Origin of the sequence: Rhodoblastus acidophilus, assembly GCF_009720655.1 — a bacterium.
GTDB classification, from domain to species: domain Bacteria; phylum Pseudomonadota; class Alphaproteobacteria; order Rhizobiales; family Beijerinckiaceae; genus Rhodoblastus; species Rhodoblastus acidophilus_A.
Genome location: NZ_WNKS01000003.1, coordinates 244,727 through 265,528, shown reverse-complemented (window position 1 = coordinate 265,528; position 20,802 = coordinate 244,727). Strand labels below are relative to the sequence as shown.

Below are 20,802 nucleotides of genomic sequence, written 5' to 3'. Positions count from 1 at the left end.
TGCCGATCCAAACCGAAGGGAGAGCCGGCCTTGTCGCCAATTTTCGCGGCGCCGTCCAGATTTAGTTGATGGCGGACGCCGCGCGTCCCCTCTCCCCGCTTGCGGGGAGAGGGGGAGGCGGCGTCAATCCAGCCGGTTCATCCGCTCCCCGGCTACAAACGACTCCAGCACTTTTCCCAGTTGGTCCAGAAGTGTCTGTTGCGCCTCCAGGCTGGCCCAGCCGACATGCGGCGTCACCAGCACGTTGGGGCGCTGGGCCAGCCGCATGATCGCGCTGTCCGCCGGCGGGGGCTCGGGACGGGTCACGTCTATGCCCGCGCCCGCGACATGGCCCGCGTCGAGGGCGCGCTCCAGCGCCGCCTCATCGACAATGCCGCCCCGGGCCGTATTGATCAGCAGCGGCTTTTTCGTCATCAGCGCGAATTCGCGATCGGAAAGCAGGTTTTCCGTCTCGGCGTTGAGCGGGCAGTGCAGCGAGATCACGTCCGACGTCGCCAGCAGGTCGTGGAAGTCGATCCGGCCCTCACTGGGCGGCGCGCCCCTTCTCGCCGCGAAAACCACGTCCATGCCGAAGGCGCGGCCGATCTCGGCGACCCGCGAGCCGAGCGAGCCCGAGCCGATCAGGCCCAGCCTTTTGCCCGACAGATCAAAGATGCGGTGATCGTGGAAGCAGAACTGGCCGGCGTTCTGCCAGCGGCCGGCGCGCACGGATTCGGCGTAGGCCAGAATGTTGCGGCTGAGCGCCAGGATCAGCGCGAACACGTGGTCGGGCACCGCGCCGACGGAATAGCCGCGAATGTTGGTGACCGCGATTTTTTTGGCGCGCGCGGCGGCGATATCGACATTGTCGTGGCCGGTGGCGGAGATGGCCACCAGTTTCAGTCCGGGCAGGGCGTCCAGCTCGCGCGCGCCGATTTTCACCTTGTTGACGACGATGATCTCGGCGTCGCCGACATGCGCGGCGACCTCATCCGGCGCGGTGGCGTCGTGGTTGATCCAGCGATGCGGAAATTTTGGGACCGGCAGTTTGACGCCCGGCGCCAGGGTTTTCGCGTCGAGAAAGACGATTGTGTGCATGAATCCTCCGGGGAGGGGCAGGCTAGCGCCGGCGCCGCGCCGCGCCTAGCCGATTTTGCGCTTAAGCCCGCGATACGGTAGGAGAAATCTGAGCCCCGCGCCCCGTCATGCCCGGGCTTGTCCCGGGCATCCACGCCAGGACATCGCCTCGGCGGCGCCGAACGGGACGAATCGTCTCCGAAGCCCAGCCGAATCGAGCTCTCCATGGCGGCGTGGATGCCCGGGACAAGCCCGGTCATGACGTTCGTGGTGTTGAACAAGGGTTTTGCGCATGGGCGAGCGGATCATCATCATCGGCGCGGGGCAGGCGGGGCTGCAAATCGCGGAAAGCCTGCGGGCGGAACAGTTTGAAGGCGAAATCCTGCTGCTCGGCGAGGAAGGGGTCGCGCCCTACCAGCGGCCGCCCCTGTCAAAAGCCTGGCTCGCCGGCGAGACCGCCACCGACAAACTCACCCTGCGCGGCCCGGATTTCTTCGCCGCCAAGGGGATCGACCTGCGGCTCGGCGCGCACGTCGCCCAGGTGGATCTCGGCGCGCGGCAAGTGACCCTGGCGGAGGGCGAAACGCTGGAGTGGACCGGCCTCGCCTTCGCCACCGGCGCCAGCGCCCGTCTGCCGAAACTCAAAGGCGCCGATCTGCCCGGCGTCTGCGTGCTGCGCGGGCTGAAGGACGCCCGCGAGATTTCCGCCCGGCTCGGCATGGCCAAGCGGGTGGTCGTGGTCGGCGGCGGGTTCATCGGCCTGGAAGTCGCCGCCGCCGCGCGAAAAAAAGGCGTGGAGGCCGTGGTGCTGGAGGCGCAGGACCGCCTCATGGCCCGCGCCGTGACGCCAAGAATTTCGGAATATTTCGCCGACATGCACCGCGCCAAAGGCGTGGAGCTGCATTTTGGCGCGCAAGTCGCCGGACTTGAGGGGTCCGACGCGGTCAGCGCCGTGACGCTCGCCGATGGCGGCGTGTTCAAAGCGGATCTGGTGGTGTTCGGCATCGGCGCCAGCGCCAATGACGCCACAGCCGCTGCTGCGGGCGTCGCCTGCGACCGGGGGATTATCGTCGACGCCTGCGCCCGCACGTCCGTTCGAAATGTGGTCGCGGCCGGCGATTGCACGGTGTTCAGGCGCGAGGACGGGGTGATGCTGCGGCTCGAAAGCGTGCAGAACGCCGTGGAGCAGGGCAAGGCCGCCGCCGCCGCCCTGATGGGGCGCTCAAAACCTTTTGTCGCCACGCCGTGGTTCTGGTCGGACCAGCATGACGTGAAATTGCAGATGGCGGGCCTCTCCGGGGGCATGGATCGCCAGATCGCCCGGTCCCAGGGCGAGCACGCCTTTTCGCTGTTCAACTATTGCGGCGAAACGCTGGTGTCGGTCGAATCGGTCAACCGCCCGGGCGACCACCTCCTTGCGCGCCGGTTGCTCGACGCCGGCCTGTCGCCGGCGCCCGACCAGATCGCCGACGCCACCGTCGAGTTGAAATCCTTGTTGCGTTGATCTTTTTTTTGCCCTGATCCTGTCGCAATCAAGCAACAGCGTTGCATTATTGCCACGTATCGGAGCCTCGGCTATTGCTTGTGACGAAGAGGATTCGCGGGCGGAATGATCGGGAAGGGCGACAGGGAGGAGATGCGCAAGCAGCGCCGGCGCGAGCGCCGCCTGCTGCCGCGACTTGGGCCCTTCATCGTCGCCTTCGCCATCTTCTGCGCGGTCGCGTCCTTCCTGATCTTCGCCGGCCTGACTCCGATCACGCCGACCGACGAGAAGGTCACAATTCTCTTTCTGGTCGATTTCGCCGTCCTGCTGCTGCTGGTGCTGCTGGTCGCCTTCGAGACCGCGATTCTGGTGCGCGCCTGGCGGGCGAAAACCGCCGCCGCCGGCCTGCACATCCGCATCGTCGCGCTGTTCGCGGTGATCGCCGCAGTCCCCGCTTTGTCCATGGCCATCGTCGGCTCGGTGACGCTCGACAGGACGCTGAATCCCGCCTTCATGCGCGATGTGCGCGGTTTCATTGGCGGCGCGACCGAAGCCGCCGACCTGTTCAAGGAGGACCAGTGCCGGTCGCTGTTGCAGGAGGCGCAGCTGACCGCCGGCGACCTCGACCGTGGCAAGCCGATGTTCGACGCCGACCGGGGCCTGTTCAAAGAGTTCTTCTCCTCCCGCGCGAAATTTTTGGGGTTCACCGCCGCCGCGCTGATCAAACGCGACGGAACCATCGTCGAGCAGGCCGATGTGGCGAGCGGGCGCCCCGACCCGATCGTCAAACCGCAGCCCGCCGATTTCGACGACGCCGCCAAGAACGAGCCGCTGTGCCTGATTCCCAACGAGGGCCGCAATTTCGTCGCCCTGCGGCCGCTGCCGGCCTTTTCCGACGTGTTCCTCTACGCCAGCCGTCCCATCAATCCGTTCACCATCGAGTTCCCCAAGCAGGCCAAGGCTCTGGTCGACCTGTTCGGCGTCTTCGAGGCGCACCGCCACAATTTGCAGCTCACCTTCGCCATCATGTTCGGCCTGCTCGCCGCCATATTGCTGCTGTCGGCGGTGTGGCTGGGCCTCGCCTTTACAAACCTTCTGGTCGCGCCGATCCGCCGCCTGATCGCCGCGACCGACCAGGTGACCGCAGGCAATTTCTACGTGCAGGTGCCGGTGCGCGCGGCGGAGGGCGACCTCGCCCATCTCGGCGAAACTTTTAATAAGATGACCACCGAGCTGCGGTTGCAGCAAAATCGTCTGATCGCCGCCAACCATATGCTGGACGAGCGCCGGCTGTTCACCGAGGCCGTGCTGTCCGGCGTGCCGGTGGCGGTGCTCGGCGTGGGCGCGCGCGGCGATCTCACCGTGGCCAATCCCTCCGCGCGCGATCTGATCGGCGACGAGGAGGGGGTTGGCAAACCGGTGGCTGAGATCATGCCGGAGCTGGAGCCGATTCTCGATGAAGCGCGCGGCGGCCACGCCCGGCTCACGCAAAAACAGATGCAGATGACCCGCGCCGGTCGCGAGCGCATCTACAATGTCCGCGTCGCGCCGGGGCCGCTCAATCGCGGCGAACGCACATTTGTCGCCACGCTCGACGACATGACCGATCTGGTCACGGCGCAGCGCACCTCCGCCTGGGCCGATGTCGCCCGGCGCATCGCCCACGAAATCAAGAACCCGCTGACCCCCATCCAGCTTTCGGCCGAGCGGCTCAAGCGCAAATACGGACGGGTGATCGTCAACGACAAGGATATTTTCGATCAGTGCACCGACACGATCATCCGCCAGGTCGACGACATCAAGCGCATGGTGGACGAATTCTCGTCGTTCTCGCGCATGCCCAAGGCGCAATTGCAGGACGACGATTTGCGCGCCTGCATCGAACAGGTGCTGTTCCTGATGCGGGTGGGGCACCCGGACATCGAGATCGTCGACGATTTGCCCGAGGGATCGCAGAGGATGCGCTTCGACCGGCGGCTGATCTCGCAGGCGCTGACCAATGTGGTGAAGAACGCCACCGAGGGCATAGCCGCCACGGAGATGGAGGATCGCCCGCCAAGAATCATCGTCAGCCTGCGTTTGGAGGAGGGACAGGCGATCATCGACGTCGAGGACAACGGCAAAGGTTTTCCACGCGAAAACCGGGCGCGCCTGCTTGAGCCTTACATGACCACGCGCAAGGAGGGCACCGGCCTCGGCCTGCCCATCGTGCAAAAAATTTTCGAGGACCACGGCGGCGGCATCGAGCTGCTCGACGCGACCTCGGGGCAGGGCGCGCTGGTGCGCCTGCACTTCCCCGTACACAAGCCCAGCCAGGTGAACCATGGCGCATGACATTCTGATCGTTGACGACGAAGCGGACATTCGCGAACTCGTCTCCGGAATCCTGCAGGACGAGGGCTATTCGACGCGCACGGCGCGCAATTCGGACGAGGCCCTGTCCGCCATCGAGGCGCGCCGCCCCTCGATGATCTTTTTGGACATCTGGATGCAGGGGTCGAAACTCGACGGGCTGCAATTGCTGGAGAACGTCAAGCGCCACCACGAAACCCTGCCCATCGTCATGATCTCGGGCCACGGCAATATCGAGACGGCGGTCACGGCGATCCGCCAGGGCGCCTATGATTTCATCGAAAAGCCGTTCAAGGCCGACCGGCTCGTGCTGGTGGCGGAACGGGCGCTGGAAAATTCGCGGCTGAAGCGGGAGGTCAATGAACTCAAGGCCCGCAGCGCGGCGGTGACCACGCTGTCGGGCCATTCGGCGGCCTTGCAGCACCTGCGCCAGCTCATCGAAAAGGTGGCGCCGGCCAATTCCCGCATCCTCATCGCCGGCGCGCCGGGCGTGGGCAAGGAGCTGGCCGCCCGCGCCATTCACGCGGCTTCGGGGCGGGCCAACGGACCCTTCGTCGTCATCAACGCCGCCGCCATCGCCGCCGAGACCATGGAGACCGAGCTGTTCGGCGTCGAGGCCCGCGACGGCCGCCCGCGCAAGACGGGCGCGCTGGAGGAGGCGCACGGCGGCACGCTCTACATCGACGAGGTCGCCGACATGCCGCGCGACACCCAGGCCAAGATCTTGCGCGTGCTCGTGGACCAGAATTTTACCCGCGTCGAGGGGACGACCCGGGTCCATGTCGATGTGCGCGTGATCTCGTCCTCCGCGCGCGACCTGCCGCGCCTGATCGCGGAAGGGGCTTTTCGCGAGGACCTTTTTCATCGCCTGTCGGTGGTGCCGATCCGCGTGCCCTCGCTGTCCGAACGGCGCGAGGACATTCCCGAACTGATCACCTTCTTCATGGACCAGCTCGCCGCCAATTCCGGTCTGCCCAAGCGCCGCATCGCCGAGGACGCCATGGCGGTGCTGCAATCCCACGACTGGCCGGGCAATATTCGCCAGCTGCGCAACAATGTGGAGCGGCTGATGATTCTCACCGGCGGCGAGCCGGAGGCCGAAATCACGGCGGAAATGCTGCCGCAGGAGATCGGCGCGCTGGTGCCGTCCACGCCCGCCGGAACCGGCGGCGAAAAGTTGATGGGCCTGCCGTTGCGCGAGGCCCGCGAAGTCTTCGAACGCGAATATCTGGTGGCGCAGATCAACCGGTTCGGCGGCAATATTTCGCGCACGGCCGAATTTATCGGCATGGAGCGGTCGGCGTTGCATCGCAAGTTGAAGTCGCTGGCGATCGACTGAGTGGCCCGGCGCGGCTGTGCTCGGGCGGGACGGAGTCAGTACCGGCCGCGCTCGGCGGGAACTTCGCCGACCGAAAAAGCCTGCGACAGCGGCGCGATCGCTTAGACCGCCGACAGGACGACGATCGCATCGATCAGCCTGGAGACCGCGTTTTGCGCGCGTTCGAAAAACGACGCGATTCCCGTCACGAAATTGGCATCGGCCAGGGCTTCCAGCGCCCGGTTCAGGCCGCCCACGATGGTGATCTGGTTCAATGCTTTAAGAGGGGGCTCCGCTGCGCCGCGGCGCACAGACAGCGGGACGTGCCCGGACTTTGTTCGACGGGCCGGCCGGGAGCGCCGCGAAAAAATCTTGTCGGGCGCGGAGTTCGCGGCATATGGTATGAAGTTAAAGATTGCGCTCATTGCAAGGGCGCGTGGGGGGAGAGAGGTTTGACATCCTTGGGCGCGACAGAAGCGGAAAGCTTCGTTGGCGGGACGGCGGTGCGCCTGACCCGCCGCGGCGACGCCGCTTCCAACGAGGCGCGGAAAGGGGTTTATGCCGCGCTCGACCTCGGCACCAACAATTGCCGCCTGCTGGTCGCCCGGCCGATCCGCGACACGGGCGCCGAATCCTTCCGCATCGTCGACGCCTTTTCCCGAATCGTCCGGCTTGGCGAAGGTCTTGCGCAGAGCGGGCGGCTGTCGGAAGCCGCGATCATCCGCACCATCGACGCGCTGCTGGTGTGCCGCGACAAGATGGCGGCGCGCGATGTCGCGCGCGCCCGGCTGATCGCCACCGAGGCCTGCCGCGCCGCCGAAAACGGCGCGGAATTCGTCGCGCGCGTGCGCGCGCAGACCGGGCTTGAGCTGGAGATCATCAGCCGGGAGACCGAGGCCCGCCTCGCCGCGGCCGGATGCGCGGCGCTGGCCGATACCGCCGCCAAGAGCGTGCTGCTGTTCGATATCGGCGGCGGCTCCTCGGAAATCGTCTGGCTTTCGCCCGGGCGCGCCGCAAAGGATGGACAATCGGACGGCCAGGTGCGGCACTGGACCTCGCTCCAACTCGGCGTGGTCACGCTGGCGGAGAAATTCGGCGGCGCCGAAGTCAGTTTCAAGCAGTTCACGGCGATGACCGAGCTGGTCGTTTCGGAATTGCAGCATTTTCACGCGCGCTCATCCAAAGAGGAGCGCTGCGGCCGATTCCATCTGCTCGGCACCTCCGGCACCGTCACCACGCTGGCCGGCGTCCACCTCAATCTCGCGCGCTATGACCGGCGCCGCGTCGACGGCCTCTGGATGTCCCATGCCGAGATCGACACGGTGATGAACAGGTTGCGCGGCATGTCCTATTCAGAACGGGCGCGGAACGCCTGCATCGGGCCGGATCGCGCCGATCTGGTGCTGGCCGGTTGCGCGATTCTCGAGGGCATCCGCCGCTGTTTCCCCTCCGAACGAATCCGCATCGCCGACAGGGGGTTGCGCGAAGGCATGCTTCTGGAGTTGATGCGGGCGGACAAGAGTTTTGCCTGACGGAATCTCACTTTGACAAAATCATCCGGCGGCGGTTCGGGCGGCGAGGGCGGCCGGGGCCTGAAAATCCGCGTGAAAACCGCGCGCAAGCGCACTTTGGCGTCAACACTTTGGTTGCAGCGCCAGCTCAACGATCCCTATGTCGCCCGCGCCAAGCGCGAGGGTTTGAGATCCCGCGCGGCCTTCAAGCTGATCGAGATCGACGAAAAATACCATTTGCTCAAGCCGGGGCAAAAAATCGTCGATCTCGGCGCGGCGCCGGGCGGATGGTCGCAGGTGGCGGCGAAAAAGGTGAAATCGGCGGACGGCAAGGGCAAGGTCGTCGGCATCGACCTGCTCGACATCGAGCCGATTCCCGGCGTTGAATTCGCCGTGCAGGATTTTCTGGCCGATGAGACGCCGGACCTCCTGAAAACCATGCTCGGCGGCGAGGCCGATGGCGTGATTTCGGACATGGCCGCCAACACCACCGGGCACAAGCGCACCGACCACCTGCGAATCGTCCATCTCGCCGAACTCGCGGTGGCTTTCGCCGGCGACGTTTTGGCGCCCGGCGGGTATTTTCTCTGCAAGCTGTTCCAGGGCGGGGAAACCGGCGAGTTGGTCACCCAGCTCAAGCGCGATTTCGCCCTCGTCCGCCACGTCAAGCCGCAGGCGAGCCGGGCCGATTCGTCCGAACTCTACGTGCTCGCCACCGGCTTTCGCGGCGCGCGTTGAGCGCATGTCCGAGCTTCGCTGAAAACCTCATCAAACGTTTTCGCGGATCGCGGAGCGATCTTGCGGAAACCGTATCAGGCCAACACTTCAACAAAAAATCCGCGACCCCGGGGGGTCGCGGACGAAGTCGATGCGTTTCGCTTGACTGAGCTTGGCTCAGTACTTGGCGACGACCGCCGCCGGAGCCGGCGGGCTGAACTTGTAGGCGACGCCGACGCGGGCCGTGTTGTTGGACTGCTGGAAGCCGAAGTTCACGGAGCGAAGGGTGGTCGAGTCCGCCGTGCCGAAGTTGTAGTAGCGATATTCGCCGCGAACGGTCCAGTTCGGCATGAAGGCGTACTCGAGACCGCCGCCGACGTCGTAGCCAACGTTGGCGTTGGTGAAGTTGCCGACGCCACGGTAGTCCGTGTAGCGCGTGTCGGAGAAGGCGACGCCGCCGATGGCGTAGACCAGGAAGTGGTCGAAGGCGAAGCCGAGACGGCCGTTGACCGCGGCGAGCAGGTTCTGCTTAACGTTCACGAGGCCTTGGCTCTTGTCGATGCCCAGGCCTTGCACGTCGCCTTCGATGCCGAGCACGAAGCTGCCGATCTGGCGGTTGAAGCCGGCGAAACCGCCGCCCATCACCGACGCGCCGTAGAGATTGGTGTTGAGGCCGCCGACGCTATACTGGCTCTGCGACCAAGCGCCGCCGAGATCCGCACCGACGTAGACGCCGGTCCAATCATAGGGGAACACGACCGGCGGAGGAAGCGGGGCGTCCTTCACGCTGGGAAGGTCGCCGGCGATAGCCGGAGCGGCCATGGCCAAAGCGGCGAGGGCGGGAGCGAGACGTTTCAGCATAACGAAGGTTCCGTGAATAGCGTTGCGATACTCTACTTACGCTTAACATACACTTGAGTCTGACCAAGACCTAGACGTGGTCGTGTGCGGTTTCACGGATTCCCTGGAGGTGTGACCATTTGGTGACACAAAATCTGAGGGGTGAATCAGCTTTCGCGGGCGCAAAAAAAGTCCGCGACCCCGGAGGGTCGCGGACGATTGTGTCTGTCTGTCAGACTGAGACGAACTCAGTACTTGGCGACGACCGGAGCCGCCACCGGGCCGCCGAACTTGTAGCTCGCGCCGACGGTGAAGATGTTGTTGTTGAGGGTCGCGCCGGTGCGCTGAGCCAGGTAGTTGGACGGATAGTTCCAGGAGCCGAAGCCGTAGTGGCGATATTCGACGCGACCGATCCAGTTCGGGGTGAAGGCATACTGCACGCCGCCGCCGATGTCGTAGCCGGTGTAGGTGTGATTGACGCTGTAGCTCGGGGTGTTGACGGCCCAAGTCGCGCCCGGCGTCCAGGTCGCCGAGGTGCCGGCCCAAGCCACACCGCCGATGACATAGAGCATGGTGCGGTCGATGGCGAAGCCGGCGACGCCGTTGACCGAGGCCAGCCAATCCTGGTTGGTCTTCACCGACGAGTCGATCGCCGGATAATAAACGGTCTTGCCGATGCCGGTGCCGTAGAAGTCGCCTTCGACGCCGATGATGAACTGGTTGAACTGGTAGTTATAGCCGATGCGGCCGCCGCCAACCACGCCAGCGGAGCTGGTGTTGAAAGAGCCGAGGTTGTTGCCGAACACATCATAAGGCTTGGCGTTCAGTTCGCTCCAGCCGCCGCCGATGTCGGCGCCGATGTAGAAGCCGGTCCAGGAGAACATGGGAACCGGGGCGATGTAGACGGGAGCTTCCTTGCGCGAAGGCAGGTCAGCGGCGAGCGCGGGAGCGGCGATCATGATCGCGGCGAACGCAGGAACGATCTTTTTCAACATGACAAGGTTTCCACTTATTGAGGCTGACAGCGTCAGTCCATTGAACTTGCCTGAAACTACGCTCTGCTGATGCGCATGCCTAGCGGAGTCTCGAGCGCCCCCGTTGATTTCGGGGTGGTGTTGCGCGAACGCCACACGATCATGTCGCATCATCCTTAATATTCTCTGCGTGGCCGGACATATCTGCGCCGGCGTCTCCACGCAGCGGCAGAAACGCCAGCAGCGCCGCCGCCGATACCAGCGCCACGGCGAAAAAGGCGGGCGGAAACTGCTCCGCGCCCAAGGCTCCGCCCGATAAGTCGCGCGCGATTTCCAGCGCCGCCGCCGCGACGGTGACGCCAGCCGAAAGGGCGAGTTGCTGCGCCACGGCGTAGAAACTGGTGGCCTTGCTCAGTTGCGCCGGCGCGATGTCCGCGTAGGCGAGGGCGTTCATCGCGGTGAATTGCAGAGAGCGGAAAAATCCGCCGACGAACAGCGCCGCCATCAACAGCGCGTGCGGCGAGTCCGGCCCAAACAGGCCTATCGCCGCGAGCGACAGGCTCGACAGCACGCCATTGACCAGCAGCACGTCGCGAAATCCGAATTTTTGCAGCACGCTCGCGGCCGTCGCCTTCATGATCAGCGCTCCCGCCGTGGCGACGAACGTGGTCAGCCCCGATTCGAACGGCGTCATCCCGAATCCCAGTTGCAGCATCAGCGGCAGCAGGAAAGGTGTGGCGCCGACGCCGATTCGGAACAGCGAGCCGCCGATCACGCTGGCGCGGTAGGTGGGAACCCTGAACAGGTTCAGGTCGAGAATCGGATTCGTCGCCGTGCGGGCGTGGCGGACATAGAAGAGGAGTCCGACAAGACCGAACAGGATCAGCGCGCCGGCGCCGGGAAGCGGAACGAAGCCGCGCCCCAGGACGGTGAGGCCGAAGATCAGGCTGGACAGGCTCACGGCGGACAGCATGAAGCCGCGCGCATCGAACGGGGCGGGGTTCTTCTCGCGAAACTCGCCGATGTACAGGCTGACCAGCACCATGCCGGCGAGGCCGATGGGAACGTTGATCCAGAAATTCCAGCGCCAATGAAAATAGGTGGAGATGAAGCCGCCGACCGGGGGGCCGAGCATGGGGCCGATCAGGGCGGGAATGGTGAGCCAGGCGAGCGCGCGCACCAGTTCGCTGCGCTCGACCGAGCGCATCAGGGCGAGTCGCCCGACCGGGGCCATCATCGCGCCGCCGCAGCCCTGGACGATTCGCGCCGCGACGAACTGCGACAGGGTGCTCGACAGGCCGCAGAGAATCGAGCCGATGGTGAAGACGAGAATCGCCGCGCGAAAAACCGTGCGGGCGCCGAACCGGTCCGCCGCCCAGCCCGACGCGGGAATCAACACCGCCTGCGCCAGCAGGTAGGAGGTCATCGACAGTTTGAGCGCGATCGGGTCCTGGTGCAGGTCGGCGGCGATGGCGGGCAGGGAGGTGGACACGATGGTCGAGTCCAGATTCTCCATGAACAGGGCGCAGGCGACGATCAGCGGCGTGACGAAAGGGCGCAAGGGAGTCCGTTGGCGAGAGCGTTTTCAAGCGAGGCAAATGCCGATTCGCGTGAAGACAACGCGTGAAAACAAAAACCTGGAAGCGCTTTCCTGTTTTCATGAAACGTGAAAGCGCTTGAGATCGCAGGGCGACCTCGGATTAAAGGCTGTTCTCGCGGCGCACGGTCTTGTTGAATTCACGCAGCGCTTCCGCGCTGCGGTTGCCCCGCACATCGCGTAGGTCGATGATCATTATCGTTTCCGCCGACACTGTGTACAGAAGCGAAAACGACGTTCCAGAAATCCGGTGTTCGCGCACGGTCTCGAAATCCTCGTAGCGCTCGCCGGAAAACGGGAATTCGGCCAGAGTTTGCTCCGCGCGCTTCAAGGCGGCGGATGCGGCCTTGATATCGAGCTGCGGATTTTCCCGATAATACCGGCGCATCCACTTGAGGCCATGCGCCGCGGTCGGAAGATATTTGAGCGCCATCCGCCATCAAACTTTTGGAAACGGAGCGTCTTCGTCGGACAGAAGCCAATCGTGAACGGCGTCGCTGGAAACGCCCTCGATATTGTTTTCCATGAGCGCCAGCCCGGTCCTGATCAGGTCGCGGCTTGCCCGGCGCTCCTCCACCAGATTGCGAATCGCCTGGTTGGTCATGAACGAGACCGACCTCTTGTCGAAACGAGCGATCTGTTCGAGTTCGGTCTTCAATTCCTGATCGAGGCGGGTCGTGAGCGAGGTCGTGGGCATCGGCATGGTCCGACTGTGAGCGCGTGTCTTACAATGTCATCAGCCCTTGAATGGTGTCAAATTCGTGGGCCTTGCGATTAAAGCCGCGGCGTCCGCGCCAAATTCTATTGGTTTGCGCGGGATGAGATGCTAAGAGCACCCGCCAACTCACCTCAACCGCCGCCGCCGCGCTTTTCCGCGTTTGGCGTCCAATTCCGGAGCTGGCCTTGACCCAAATCCCCGTTCTGACCGAAGCCCTGACTTTTGATGACGTGCTGCTGCGTCCGGGGCATTCGGAAGTCATGCCGTCGGGCGTGACCATCCAGACCCGGCTGACGCGCGGGGTTCTGCTCAACCTGCCGATCATTTCCTCCGCCATGGACACGGTCACCGAAGCGCGGCTCGCCATCGCCATGGCGCAGGCCGGCGGCCTCGGCGTCATCCACCGCAACCTCGATCCCGAATTGCAGGCCGAGGAAGTGCGCAAGGTGAAGCGCTATGAAAGCGGCATGGTGGTCAATCCCATCACCATTTTCCCGGACGAAACCCTGGCCGACGCGCTCGCCCTGATGAGCCGTCATTCCATCTCCGGCATTCCCGTGGTCGAGCGCGGGCCGGAAGGGCGGCCGGGCAAACTGGTCGGCATTCTCACCAACCGCGACGTGCGCTTCGCCGAAAATCCGGCGCAGCCGGTTTACGAGTTGATGACCAAGCAGCTCATCACCACGCGCGAAGGGTCATCCAAGGACGAGGCGCGCCGCCTCCTGCACCAGCACCGCATCGAAAAACTGCTGGTGGTCGACGATGACTATCGCTGCGTCGGCCTCGTCACCGTGAAAGACATGGAAAAGGCCACCCAGCACCCCGAGGCCGCCAAGGACGAGGCCGGACGCCTGCGCGTCGCCGCCGCCTCCACCGTCGGCGACAAGGGTTTTGAGCGGGCCGAAATGCTCATCGACGCGGGCGTGGACTGCGTCGTCATCGACACCGCGCACGGCCATTCGCAAAGCGTGCTCGACCAGGTCACGCGCATCAAGAAGATTTCCAACAGCGTGGGCGTGATCGCCGGCAACATCGCCACCGCCGAGGGGGCCAAGGCCCTGATCGACGCCGGCGCCGACGCCATCAAGGTCGGCATCGGCCCGGGCTCGATCTGCACCACCCGCATTGTCGCGGGTGTCGGCGTGCCGCAGCTCACCGCCGTGATGGAGGCCGCCAGCGAAGCGAAAAAGGCGGGCGTTCCGGTGATCGCCGACGGCGGCATCAAATATTCCGGCGATCTGGCAAAAGCCATCGCCGCCGGCGCCGATGTCGTCATGATCGGTTCGCTGCTCGCCGGCACCGAGGAGGCGCCCGGCGAAGTGTTTTTGTACCAGGGCCGCTCCTTCAAGAGCTATCGCGGCATGGGCTCCGTCGGCGCGATGGCGCGCGGCTCTGCCGACCGCTATTTCCAGCAGGACGTGCGCGATGCGCTGAAACTTGTGCCCGAGGGCATCGAGGGGCAGGTGCCCTATCGCGGTCCGGTCGGGCCGATCCTGCACCAGCTCGCGGGCGGTCTGCGCGCGGCCATGGGCTATGTCGGCGCGCCCAGCATTGCGGAATTCCAGCAAAAAGCCCGGTTTGTCCGGATCACCGGCGCGGGCCTGCGCGAAAGCCATGTCCACGACGTCGCCATCACCCGCGAGAGCCCGAATTATCCCACGGGGCTGTGAGGAGTGAAAGGAATCGGGGACAGGAACGAATTGCGCCTTGGGCGCGTCGCCATTCCCGGCGGCGGCGTCCGCGCAATTCAATCCCGTCCCCTGCGGGCGCCGGGCTTGTCCCGGCCATTCCCGCGGCGCCGCAGCCGCGGTAGGACTTGACCTCGCGGGTCGGCGTGGATGCCCGGGACAAGCCCGGGCATGACGGACTGGGGAAAGCGCAAAGCCCTCACTTTTTCAGCATCCGGATTTCGCCATGCACGTGCTTCTCGTTCACAAGGCCCGCCTTCCCGTCTTCACGGCCGGGGGCACGGAGCGGATGGTGTGGAGCCTCGGCAAGGCGCTGACCCGACTCGGCCACAAGGTCACGTTCCTGCTGAAATGCGGCTCGAAATGCGATTTCGCCGAGGTGCTGCCGCTCGACCGCAATAAATCGCTGAAGGAGCAGATTCCGCGCGGCGTCGACATTGTTCACGTCCAGACCTTGCCGGATTTCGACGCCGACAACGATTTCGACATGCCCTACATCATGACGGAGCACGGCAACGCCACCACGGCGCCGACGCACCGCTATCTCAACACCTGCTTCATCACACGGGACCAGGCGGCGCGGCACAATTCCGACCAATTCGTCCACAATGGCCTCGATTGGGACGATTACGGGCCGATCGACCTCAAACGCCCCCGCACCTATTACCACTTCCTCGGCAAGGCCTCCGGCCCCGACAAGAACGTGCGCGGCGCCATCGACGTCGCCCGCGCTGCAAACGTGCGCCTTGAGGTGCTCGGCGGCCACCGGCTGAATTTTAAGCGCGGCTTTCGCTTCACGCCGTGGCCGAGCATTGGGTTCAATGGCCAGGTGGGCGGCGCGAAAAAATTCGCGTTGATGAACGGGTCGCGCGGGCTCATCCACCCGGTGCGCTTTCCCGAACCGTTTGGCCTGGCGATCACCGAAAGCCTGTATTTCGGCTGCCCGGTGTTCGGAACGCCCTATGGCTCGCTGAAGGAATTGGTCGGCGGCGAATTCGGCTTCCTCTCGGCTTCCGCGTCGGAACTGGCCCGCGCCGTGGCCGAAAACGCCTTCGAACCCCGCCGCTGCCACGAATATGCGCGCGACACCTATAATGCGATGAATATGGCGCGCGGCTATGTCGAAAAATACGAGATCATCCTCAACGGCGGCAAGCTGAACGCGAGCCCGCCCTGGCTGACCGACAAGAGCGTCGACCTGCTGCCCTGGAACGCGTGACTCCACTTCCAATGCAAACGCCGCCGGAGGTCCGGCGGCGCTCGAAAATTCGGGCCGTCTCGCTGCTCAGCCGCTCACCAATAATAATGGCGGTGATAGTAGTGACGATGCGGCCGATAGTAATGGCGGTAGGGCCGATAATAAGGCCGGTAATAATAATGGTGCGGCCGATAGTGCCGGCGGTGGCAGGGGCCCCAGTGCAGGAAACGGCCGGTGTAGCGATTGTAACAATAGACACGGGCTTTTTCGGTCAGATCGGGCGCGAGGGTCTGCTTGCCGAGAATCGAGCCGGCGACCGGGGCGGCCTTGGCTGGCTCCGATGTGAGTGTTGGCGCCGCCACGCCGATCATCACGGCGAGCAGCAAAAAACGAATGAGACGCATCGGGCAACTCCCTTCGAAGCGCGAAAAGCGGAGGTAAGCCCTCCAATGTTCAGTCTGCGTCCCCGCCGCGCTCTAGGCAAGGCGTATTGTTACGGAGGCCGGCTGAACAAACCTAACATGATCAACACGTTGTTTAATGGGCGGCGGACGGGCGTTGCGCGACTCCCGGCTTCGTGAAAAGACGAGCGCTGCCAAACCGCGAGAGTGAAATTCCGCATGCATCCTTCCGCCCGCATATCCGCCGCCATCGAAGTTCTGGCCGATCTGGAAAGCCGCCGTCGTCCGGCCTCCGACGCGCTGAAGGACTGGGGGCTGTCGCACCGGTTCGCCGGCTCCAAGGATCGCGCCGCCATCGCCTCGCTGGTCTATGACGCGCTGCGCCGCCGCGCCTCCGCCCGCTTTCTGATGAAATCCGAAAGCCCTCGTGGCGACATGATCGGCGCGCTGGTTTACGCGCGAGACATGAGCGCCGAAGAGATCGAAGGCCATTTTTCCGGAATCGGCCACGCGCCCGCGCCGCTGAGCGCGGAGGAACGCCAAAATCTCGCCGCACAAAACCTCGAGGGCGCGCCCGACTGGGTTCTGGGCGATTATCCCGAATGGCTCGGGCCGCATTTTTGCCGCGCCTTCGGCGACGACGCGGTCGCGCAGGGCGCGGCGCTGGCCACGCGCGCGCCGCTCGACCTGCGCGTCAACGCGCTCAAGGCGACGCGGCCCGAAATGCTGGTCGAACTCGAACATTTGGGCGCGCAGACCTGCCGCTATGCCCCCTTCGGCCTGCGCATCCCGCAGGGGGCGGCCGGACGCGGCGCCGCGCTCGACGCCGAGCCGGCCTATGCGCGCGGCATGATCGAGATTCAGGACGAGGGCTCGCAACTCGCCGCCGCCCTGTGCCGCGCCGCCCCCGGCGAAAAAGTTCTGGACCTGTGCGCGGGCGGGGGTGGCAAGGCCCTGGCGCTCGCGGCGACGATGGACAATCGCGGCGAGGTTTTTGCGACCGATTCCGACGGCCGCCGCCTGACCCCGATCTTTCCGCGCCTGGAGCGGTCGGGCGCGAGAAACGTGGTCGTTCGGGCGCCGCGCGGAAAAAACGATCCGGTCGCCGACCTCGCAGGCGCCTGCGATCTGGTCGTCGTGGACGCGCCTTGCACCGGGGTCGGCACCTGGCGGCGCAATCCCGACGCCAAATGGCGGATGCGCCCCGGCGCGCTGGAGCAGCGCCAGGCGGCGCAGGACGAGGTTTTGGCGAAAGGGTCGCGGTTTGTCGGGCCCGGAGGGCGGCTCGTCTATGTCACCTGCTCGCTGCTGTGCGAGGAAAACGAGGACAGGGTCGCGGCCTTCCTGTCGAACAACCCGGATTTTTCCTGCGAAAGCGCCGCCGACAGCCTGCGGCTGGCCGGACTCGAAGGGCTGGACGACGCGGCGTCGCCCCATGGTCCCGGCCTGCGGCTGACCCCGGCGCGCCACGATGTCGACGGGTTTTATGTCGCGGCGCTGCTCAGAAGGGCGTGAAGGGGCGCTGGCCGTTGCGCGTCGCTGTGTGGGTGAGGGATGAACCCCTCATCCGTCGCGCTTCGCGCGACACCTTCTCCCGCCGTAGGGCGTTCGTCAGAACGCCCGTCTCAAGACGGGCTATGGGGAGAAGGAGGGCGCCCGTCACGCCGCTTGTTGCGCCGAGCGCGCGGAGTCCCCGGCGCGCCAGCGGCCCGGGCGCGCGCCGCCCGGCTCCGCCAGCAGGGCGACAAAATCCTGTTGTTCCATCGATTCAATCGGCAGGCCGTCGAGATGCGGCGACGGCGCGCGAAAATCCATCGCCAGAAAATGCAGGTCCTCCAGGCGCCGGCCCAGTTCCGCCACCGCGCTGGCGAAGGCTTCGCGATTTGCGGCGAAAAAGCACTCCACGGTGAAGACGCCGCCCACGGCGACGCCGATGATCGCAGCGCGCGTCTCCTCGCCGTCGCGCATTTCCAACGCATGGGCGAGACCGCGGCCGAACAGCTCGCTCAAATGGGTCCGGCCCGGCGGACGGCGGCCGGCGCTGGCGCCTTGAGCGTCGCAAAGGTCGAGCAGGCGCTCGAAATCGCAGTCGAGCCGCACTTCCCCCTCGCGCGGATCAGCGCATCCGGACAGGCGAAGCGCCCGCACGATGGCGCGCCGGGGCGGCGACCACAGCGAGGCGAGGCCCGGAACAGCCTCGAAATAGAGACCCTGGGCATAAAGGTCGAGCGCCGCCTCCGCGTCCGGAATCGGCGTGAGGCCGCAAAATCCGTCGGCCCGTTGAGGCGCGCGGCCGCGGGGCTCGGCGCCGAACAGGGTTTTGCCCGCGAGGACGGCGAGGGCGGTGACGGCGAGAGGCAGCCGGCTTGGATGCGCCCATTCAGCGAGAGCGCGCGTAAGCCTTTCGACACGCCCGCGCTTCGCCGGCGCGCGCGGGGCGGGCGGCTCGCCGCCTTCCGCGAACAGCCGCGCGATATGCGCGGCGCGCTGGTCGAGCGGCAGCAGCGCGATTTCCTGCAGGCGGACGTTGGACATGCTCTGGCTCCGTTTCGGTCGTAAGCCATTGTCGCAAGGTCAAGTTGCCGCCCGCTTGGGGAAAAGCCTAAAAAGCCCGTATAAAACGCTAAAGGTTTTCCGGCATTGTGGCGAACAGCCGAATCGCGCACAAAAGGTCTTCTTTTGCCCGCAATTCACGCCTAACTCGCGCAAAGCTGAAGAAACCGGAGCGCGATGATCTCGCTGCTGAACAGACACCACGGGGCCAAGCCTTTCGGCGCCTATGAGCGCATGCTCGCCTTGCGCTACATGCGGGCGCGCAAGCATCGTTTCCTGCCGTCCGCCATCGCCGGCCTGTCCGTCACCGGCATCACCGTCGGCGTGATGGCGCTGATCGTCGTCATGGCGGTGATGAACGGCATGCGCGTCGAGCTGATGAGCAAGATCATCGGCGGCAACGGCCATTTCTTCCTGCAACCGATCGACACGCCGATGACCGACTACAAGGAGGTGGCGGCGCAACTTGAAAAAATTCCGGGCGTCAAGCGCGCCATCCCCATGGTCGAGAGCCCGGCCGGCATTTCCTCGCCGACCCAGCAGACCGGCGCGCTGGTGCGCGGCGTCTCCGGCGACGACCTGAAGCGCCTGCCCGGCATGGCCGGCAATGTGCGCCAGGGCACGCTTGAGAATTTCGATTCGGCCGTCGGTATCGCCATCGGCCAGCGCATGGCCGACAATCTCGGCGTGCGCGTCGGCGACACCGTGTCCATCCTCACCGCCAAGGGCGCGCAAACGCCGTTCGGCGTCACGCCGCGCATGAAGGCCTATCCGGTCAAGGCCATCTTCCAGTTCGGCCTGTCCGACTTCGACCAGCTGTTTGTTTACCTGCCGTTGGAGGAGGCGCAGGCTTTCTTCAACAAGCCCGGCGAGGTCAGCGTCATCCAGGGGTTTGTCGACGATCCCGCGCATATGGACGAAGTGCGCATGAAGATCGAACAAACCATCGAGCGCCCCAACATCCTCACCGACTGGCGCCAGCGCAACAAGGGCTTTTTCGACGTGCTCAAGGTCGAGAGCGACGCCATTTTCCTCATTCTCAGCATCATCGTCGCCGTGGCCTCGCTGCTGATCGTGCAGGGGCTGGTGCTGCTGGTGAAGGACAAGACCCGCGAGATCGCCATCCTGCGCACCATGGGGGCGTCGCGCGGCGCGGTGCTGCGCATCTTCATTCTCACCGGCGTCGCCATCGGCCTGGTCGGCGTGACCCTCGGCGTGGCCATTGGCGTGCCGCTCGCCCTGCATCTCGACGACGTCCGCCAGTTCCTCAACCGCGCTTTCAGCTTGAACCTGTTCCCGGCGCAGTATTATTTCGGCCTGTCGCAATTGCCGACCGTGGTGGAGAAGAAGGAAGTGGTCGGCGTCGCCCTGCTCACGCTCGGCCTGTCCTTCGTCGCCACCATCTATCCCGCGTGGCGGGCGGCGCGGCTCGATCCCGTTGAGGCCCTGCGCAATGAATGAGTCCCTTCCGGTCCTCGCCCTCACCGGCGTCACCCGCCGCTATCCCGAGGGCGACGGTTTCCTCGAAATCTTGCGCGGCGTCGACGGCATGCTGTGGGCGGGGCAGGCGGTCGCGCTGGTCGCCCCCTCCGGCGCCGGAAAATCCACCCTGCTGCACATCGCCGGATTGCTGGAGCGGCCCGACGGCGGCGTTGTCGCCATCGACGGAGAGGCCGCGTCGGAACTCGACGATCGCGCCCGCACCGCGCTGCGGCGCGACAAGATCGGTTTTGTTTACCAGTTTCATCACCTGCTGCCGGAATTCACCGCGCTGGAAAACGTGATGACGCCGCAGTTGATCGCCGGTTTGACCAAGCGCGAGGCGCGCGAGCGGGCCTATGAACTGCTGGACTATCTGGGCCTCGGCGCGCGCGCCAATCATCGCCCCTCCGAACTGTCCGGCGGCGAGCAGCAGCGAGTCGCCATCGCGCGCGCGGTGGCCAATGCGCCGGCGCTGCTGCTGGCGGACGAGCCGACCGGCAATCTCGATCCGCAGACCGCCGAAAAAGTGTTTTCGGCCTTGATGACGCTGGTGCGCGCGACCGGACTCGCCGCCGTGATCGCAACGCACAATCTCGATCTGGCCGCGCGGATGGACAGGCGCTGGACCTTGCGCAATGGACTGCTGGTTGAGCTTGAGTAAAGGCGCAACTTATGCCCAAACCGCGGAGTGTTTCATTCCGAGAAAATGCGCCGCCAAGGGACTGGATTTTCAGTAACCCTACCCCAAGCTTTGCCATGCGTCCGTCCACAGAAAACGGGCATTTATCCACAGGGCCGATTCATCACAAGCGCATGAATTTGCGGCTTGTCCTGGTCTTTGAAAAAAAAAATACTTCGCGCGCAATATTTCATGGAACGCAAGCGCAATGGAACGAGAACAAAAAACTTTGATC

The 20,802-nt window shown here is 65.0% G+C and carries 19 protein-coding genes; 10 read left to right on the top strand and 9 right to left on the bottom strand.

Features of this window, described 5'->3' with window-relative positions; genetic code table 11:
- Window positions 1-123 precede the first annotated feature (123 nt).
- Window positions 124-1,077 (bottom strand): D-2-hydroxyacid dehydrogenase, encoded by a 954-nt coding sequence (locus GJ654_RS05605; RefSeq protein WP_155445119.1) that lies wholly within the window; start codon window positions 1,075-1,077, stop codon window positions 124-126.
- Between the two features lie 271 nt (window positions 1,078-1,348).
- Here GJ654_RS05605 and GJ654_RS05600 point away from each other — a divergent pair, with 271 nt between their 5' ends.
- The 3 genes from GJ654_RS05600 (at window position 1,349) to GJ654_RS05590 (ending at window position 6,230) form a co-directional block, all read left to right on the top strand.
- The gene (locus GJ654_RS05600) at window positions 1,349-2,560 is read left to right on the top strand and encodes an NAD(P)/FAD-dependent oxidoreductase (RefSeq protein ID WP_155445118.1); all 1,212 of its coding nucleotides are present in this window, start codon (window positions 1,349-1,351) and stop codon (window positions 2,558-2,560) included.
- A gap of 105 nt (window positions 2,561-2,665) precedes the next feature.
- Entirely contained in the window at window positions 2,666-4,873 is a 2,208-nt protein-coding gene (locus tag GJ654_RS05595; RefSeq protein WP_155445117.1) for a sensor histidine kinase NtrY-like, read from the top strand.
- Window positions 4,863-6,230, top strand: a complete 1,368-nt coding sequence (locus GJ654_RS05590) for a sigma-54-dependent transcriptional regulator (RefSeq protein WP_155445116.1) — start codon at window positions 4,863-4,865, stop codon at window positions 6,228-6,230. The genes GJ654_RS05595 and GJ654_RS05590 overlap by 11 nt, the downstream gene beginning before the upstream one ends.
- A gap of 101 nt (window positions 6,231-6,331) precedes the next feature.
- Here the strand turns inward: GJ654_RS05590 and GJ654_RS05585 are convergent, their stop codons facing one another.
- Complete coding sequence (locus tag GJ654_RS05585) at window positions 6,332-6,484, bottom strand: DUF378 domain-containing protein (RefSeq protein WP_155445115.1); 153 nt, start codon at window positions 6,482-6,484, stop codon at window positions 6,332-6,334.
- A 228-nt stretch (window positions 6,485-6,712) separates the two neighbouring features.
- On the opposite strand from GJ654_RS05585, the gene GJ654_RS05580 reads away from it, so the two are divergent.
- Together GJ654_RS05580 and GJ654_RS05575 are read left to right on the top strand one after the other, a co-directional pair.
- Window positions 6,713-7,741, top strand: coding sequence for a Ppx/GppA phosphatase family protein (locus tag GJ654_RS05580; RefSeq protein WP_264586132.1), 1,029 nt, complete (start codon window positions 6,713-6,715; stop codon window positions 7,739-7,741).
- Between the two features lie 12 nt (window positions 7,742-7,753).
- Window positions 7,754-8,458 carry an RlmE family RNA methyltransferase gene (locus GJ654_RS05575; protein ID WP_155445114.1) on the top strand — a complete coding sequence of 235 codons (705 nt, stop codon included), beginning with the start codon at window positions 7,754-7,756 and terminating at the stop codon, window positions 8,456-8,458.
- Window positions 8,459-8,614: 156 nt separating this feature from the next.
- Here the strand turns inward: GJ654_RS05575 and GJ654_RS05570 are convergent, their stop codons facing one another.
- From GJ654_RS05570 to GJ654_RS05550, 5 genes are all read right to left on the bottom strand, one after another.
- Window positions 8,615-9,298 (bottom strand): outer membrane protein, encoded by a 684-nt coding sequence (locus GJ654_RS05570; protein ID WP_155445113.1) that lies wholly within the window; start codon window positions 9,296-9,298, stop codon window positions 8,615-8,617.
- A gap of 227 nt (window positions 9,299-9,525) precedes the next feature.
- Entirely contained in the window at window positions 9,526-10,272 is a 747-nt protein-coding gene (locus tag GJ654_RS05565) for an outer membrane protein (RefSeq protein WP_196305442.1), read from the bottom strand.
- A gap of 139 nt (window positions 10,273-10,411) precedes the next feature.
- Window positions 10,412-11,812, bottom strand: coding sequence for a DHA2 family efflux MFS transporter permease subunit (locus tag GJ654_RS05560; RefSeq protein WP_155445111.1), 1,401 nt, complete (start codon window positions 11,810-11,812; stop codon window positions 10,412-10,414).
- 139 nt (window positions 11,813-11,951) lie between these two features.
- Window positions 11,952-12,281 (bottom strand): type II toxin-antitoxin system RelE/ParE family toxin, encoded by a 330-nt coding sequence (locus tag GJ654_RS05555; RefSeq protein WP_155445110.1) that lies wholly within the window; start codon window positions 12,279-12,281, stop codon window positions 11,952-11,954.
- Window positions 12,282-12,287: 6 nt separating this feature from the next.
- Window positions 12,288-12,545, bottom strand: a complete 258-nt coding sequence (locus GJ654_RS05550) for a CopG family ribbon-helix-helix protein (protein ID WP_210350807.1) — start codon at window positions 12,543-12,545, stop codon at window positions 12,288-12,290.
- Between the two features lie 206 nt (window positions 12,546-12,751).
- Between GJ654_RS05550 and guaB the strand changes: the two genes are divergently transcribed.
- Together guaB and GJ654_RS05540 are read left to right on the top strand one after the other, a co-directional pair.
- Window positions 12,752-14,236, top strand: coding sequence for an IMP dehydrogenase (gene guaB, locus GJ654_RS05545; RefSeq protein WP_264586119.1), 1,485 nt, complete (start codon window positions 12,752-12,754; stop codon window positions 14,234-14,236).
- Window positions 14,237-14,480: 244 nt separating this feature from the next.
- Window positions 14,481-15,473, top strand: coding sequence for a glycosyltransferase (locus GJ654_RS05540; protein ID WP_155445107.1), 993 nt, complete (start codon window positions 14,481-14,483; stop codon window positions 15,471-15,473).
- Window positions 15,474-15,547: 74 nt separating this feature from the next.
- On the opposite strand, the gene GJ654_RS05535 is transcribed toward GJ654_RS05540, so the two are convergent.
- Window positions 15,548-15,856, bottom strand: a complete 309-nt coding sequence (locus GJ654_RS05535) for a hypothetical protein (protein WP_155445106.1) — start codon at window positions 15,854-15,856, stop codon at window positions 15,548-15,550.
- Between the two features lie 216 nt (window positions 15,857-16,072).
- On the opposite strand from GJ654_RS05535, the gene GJ654_RS05530 reads away from it, so the two are divergent.
- Complete coding sequence (locus tag GJ654_RS05530; RefSeq protein ID WP_155445105.1) at window positions 16,073-17,368, top strand: RsmB/NOP family class I SAM-dependent RNA methyltransferase; 1,296 nt, start codon at window positions 16,073-16,075, stop codon at window positions 17,366-17,368.
- Between the two features lie 144 nt (window positions 17,369-17,512).
- Here GJ654_RS05530 and GJ654_RS05525 read toward each other — a convergent pair whose 3' ends face one another.
- The gene (locus tag GJ654_RS05525; protein WP_155445104.1) at window positions 17,513-18,388 is read right to left on the bottom strand and encodes a hypothetical protein; all 876 of its coding nucleotides are present in this window, start codon (window positions 18,386-18,388) and stop codon (window positions 17,513-17,515) included.
- 195 nt (window positions 18,389-18,583) lie between these two features.
- Here GJ654_RS05525 and GJ654_RS05520 point away from each other — a divergent pair, with 195 nt between their 5' ends.
- Window positions 18,584-19,867, top strand: a complete 1,284-nt coding sequence (locus GJ654_RS05520; RefSeq protein WP_155445103.1) for a lipoprotein-releasing ABC transporter permease subunit — start codon at window positions 18,584-18,586, stop codon at window positions 19,865-19,867.
- Window positions 19,860-20,549: an ABC transporter ATP-binding protein gene (locus tag GJ654_RS05515; RefSeq protein WP_155445102.1), complete on the top strand. Its 690-nt coding sequence runs from the start codon at window positions 19,860-19,862 to the stop codon at window positions 20,547-20,549. The genes GJ654_RS05520 and GJ654_RS05515 overlap by 8 nt, the downstream gene beginning before the upstream one ends.
- Window positions 20,550-20,802: the final 253 nt, after the last annotated feature.

Excerpts from the sequence above, each read along its gene's own strand:
- GJ654_RS05605 (WP_155445119.1), bottom strand. The coding sequence starts at position 1,077 with ATGCACACAATCGTCTTTCTCGACGCGAAAACCCTGGCGCCGGGCGTC.
- GJ654_RS05600 (WP_155445118.1), top strand. The coding sequence starts at position 1,349 with ATGGGCGAGCGGATCATCATCATCGGCGCGGGGCAGGCGGGGCTGCAA.
- GJ654_RS05595 (WP_155445117.1), top strand. The coding sequence starts at position 2,666 with ATGATCGGGAAGGGCGACAGGGAGGAGATGCGCAAGCAGCGCCGGCGC.
- GJ654_RS05590 (WP_155445116.1), top strand. The coding sequence starts at position 4,863 with ATGGCGCATGACATTCTGATCGTTGACGACGAAGCGGACATTCGCGAA.
- GJ654_RS05570 (WP_155445113.1), bottom strand. The coding sequence starts at position 9,298 with ATGCTGAAACGTCTCGCTCCCGCCCTCGCCGCTTTGGCCATGGCCGCT.
- GJ654_RS05565 (WP_196305442.1), bottom strand. The coding sequence starts at position 10,272 with ATGTTGAAAAAGATCGTTCCTGCGTTCGCCGCGATCATGATCGCCGCT.
- GJ654_RS05555 (WP_155445110.1), bottom strand. The coding sequence starts at position 12,281 with ATGGCGCTCAAATATCTTCCGACCGCGGCGCATGGCCTCAAGTGGATG.
- GJ654_RS05550 (WP_210350807.1), bottom strand. The coding sequence starts at position 12,545 with ATGCCCACGACCTCGCTCACGACCCGCCTCGATCAGGAATTGAAGACC.
- GJ654_RS05540 (WP_155445107.1), top strand. The coding sequence starts at position 14,481 with ATGCACGTGCTTCTCGTTCACAAGGCCCGCCTTCCCGTCTTCACGGCC.
- GJ654_RS05535 (WP_155445106.1), bottom strand. The coding sequence starts at position 15,856 with ATGCGTCTCATTCGTTTTTTGCTGCTCGCCGTGATGATCGGCGTGGCG.
- GJ654_RS05530 (WP_155445105.1), top strand. The coding sequence starts at position 16,073 with ATGCATCCTTCCGCCCGCATATCCGCCGCCATCGAAGTTCTGGCCGAT.
- GJ654_RS05525 (WP_155445104.1), bottom strand. The coding sequence starts at position 18,388 with ATGTCCAACGTCCGCCTGCAGGAAATCGCGCTGCTGCCGCTCGACCAG.
- GJ654_RS05520 (WP_155445103.1), top strand. The coding sequence starts at position 18,584 with ATGATCTCGCTGCTGAACAGACACCACGGGGCCAAGCCTTTCGGCGCC.
- GJ654_RS05515 (WP_155445102.1), top strand. The coding sequence starts at position 19,860 with ATGAATGAGTCCCTTCCGGTCCTCGCCCTCACCGGCGTCACCCGCCGC.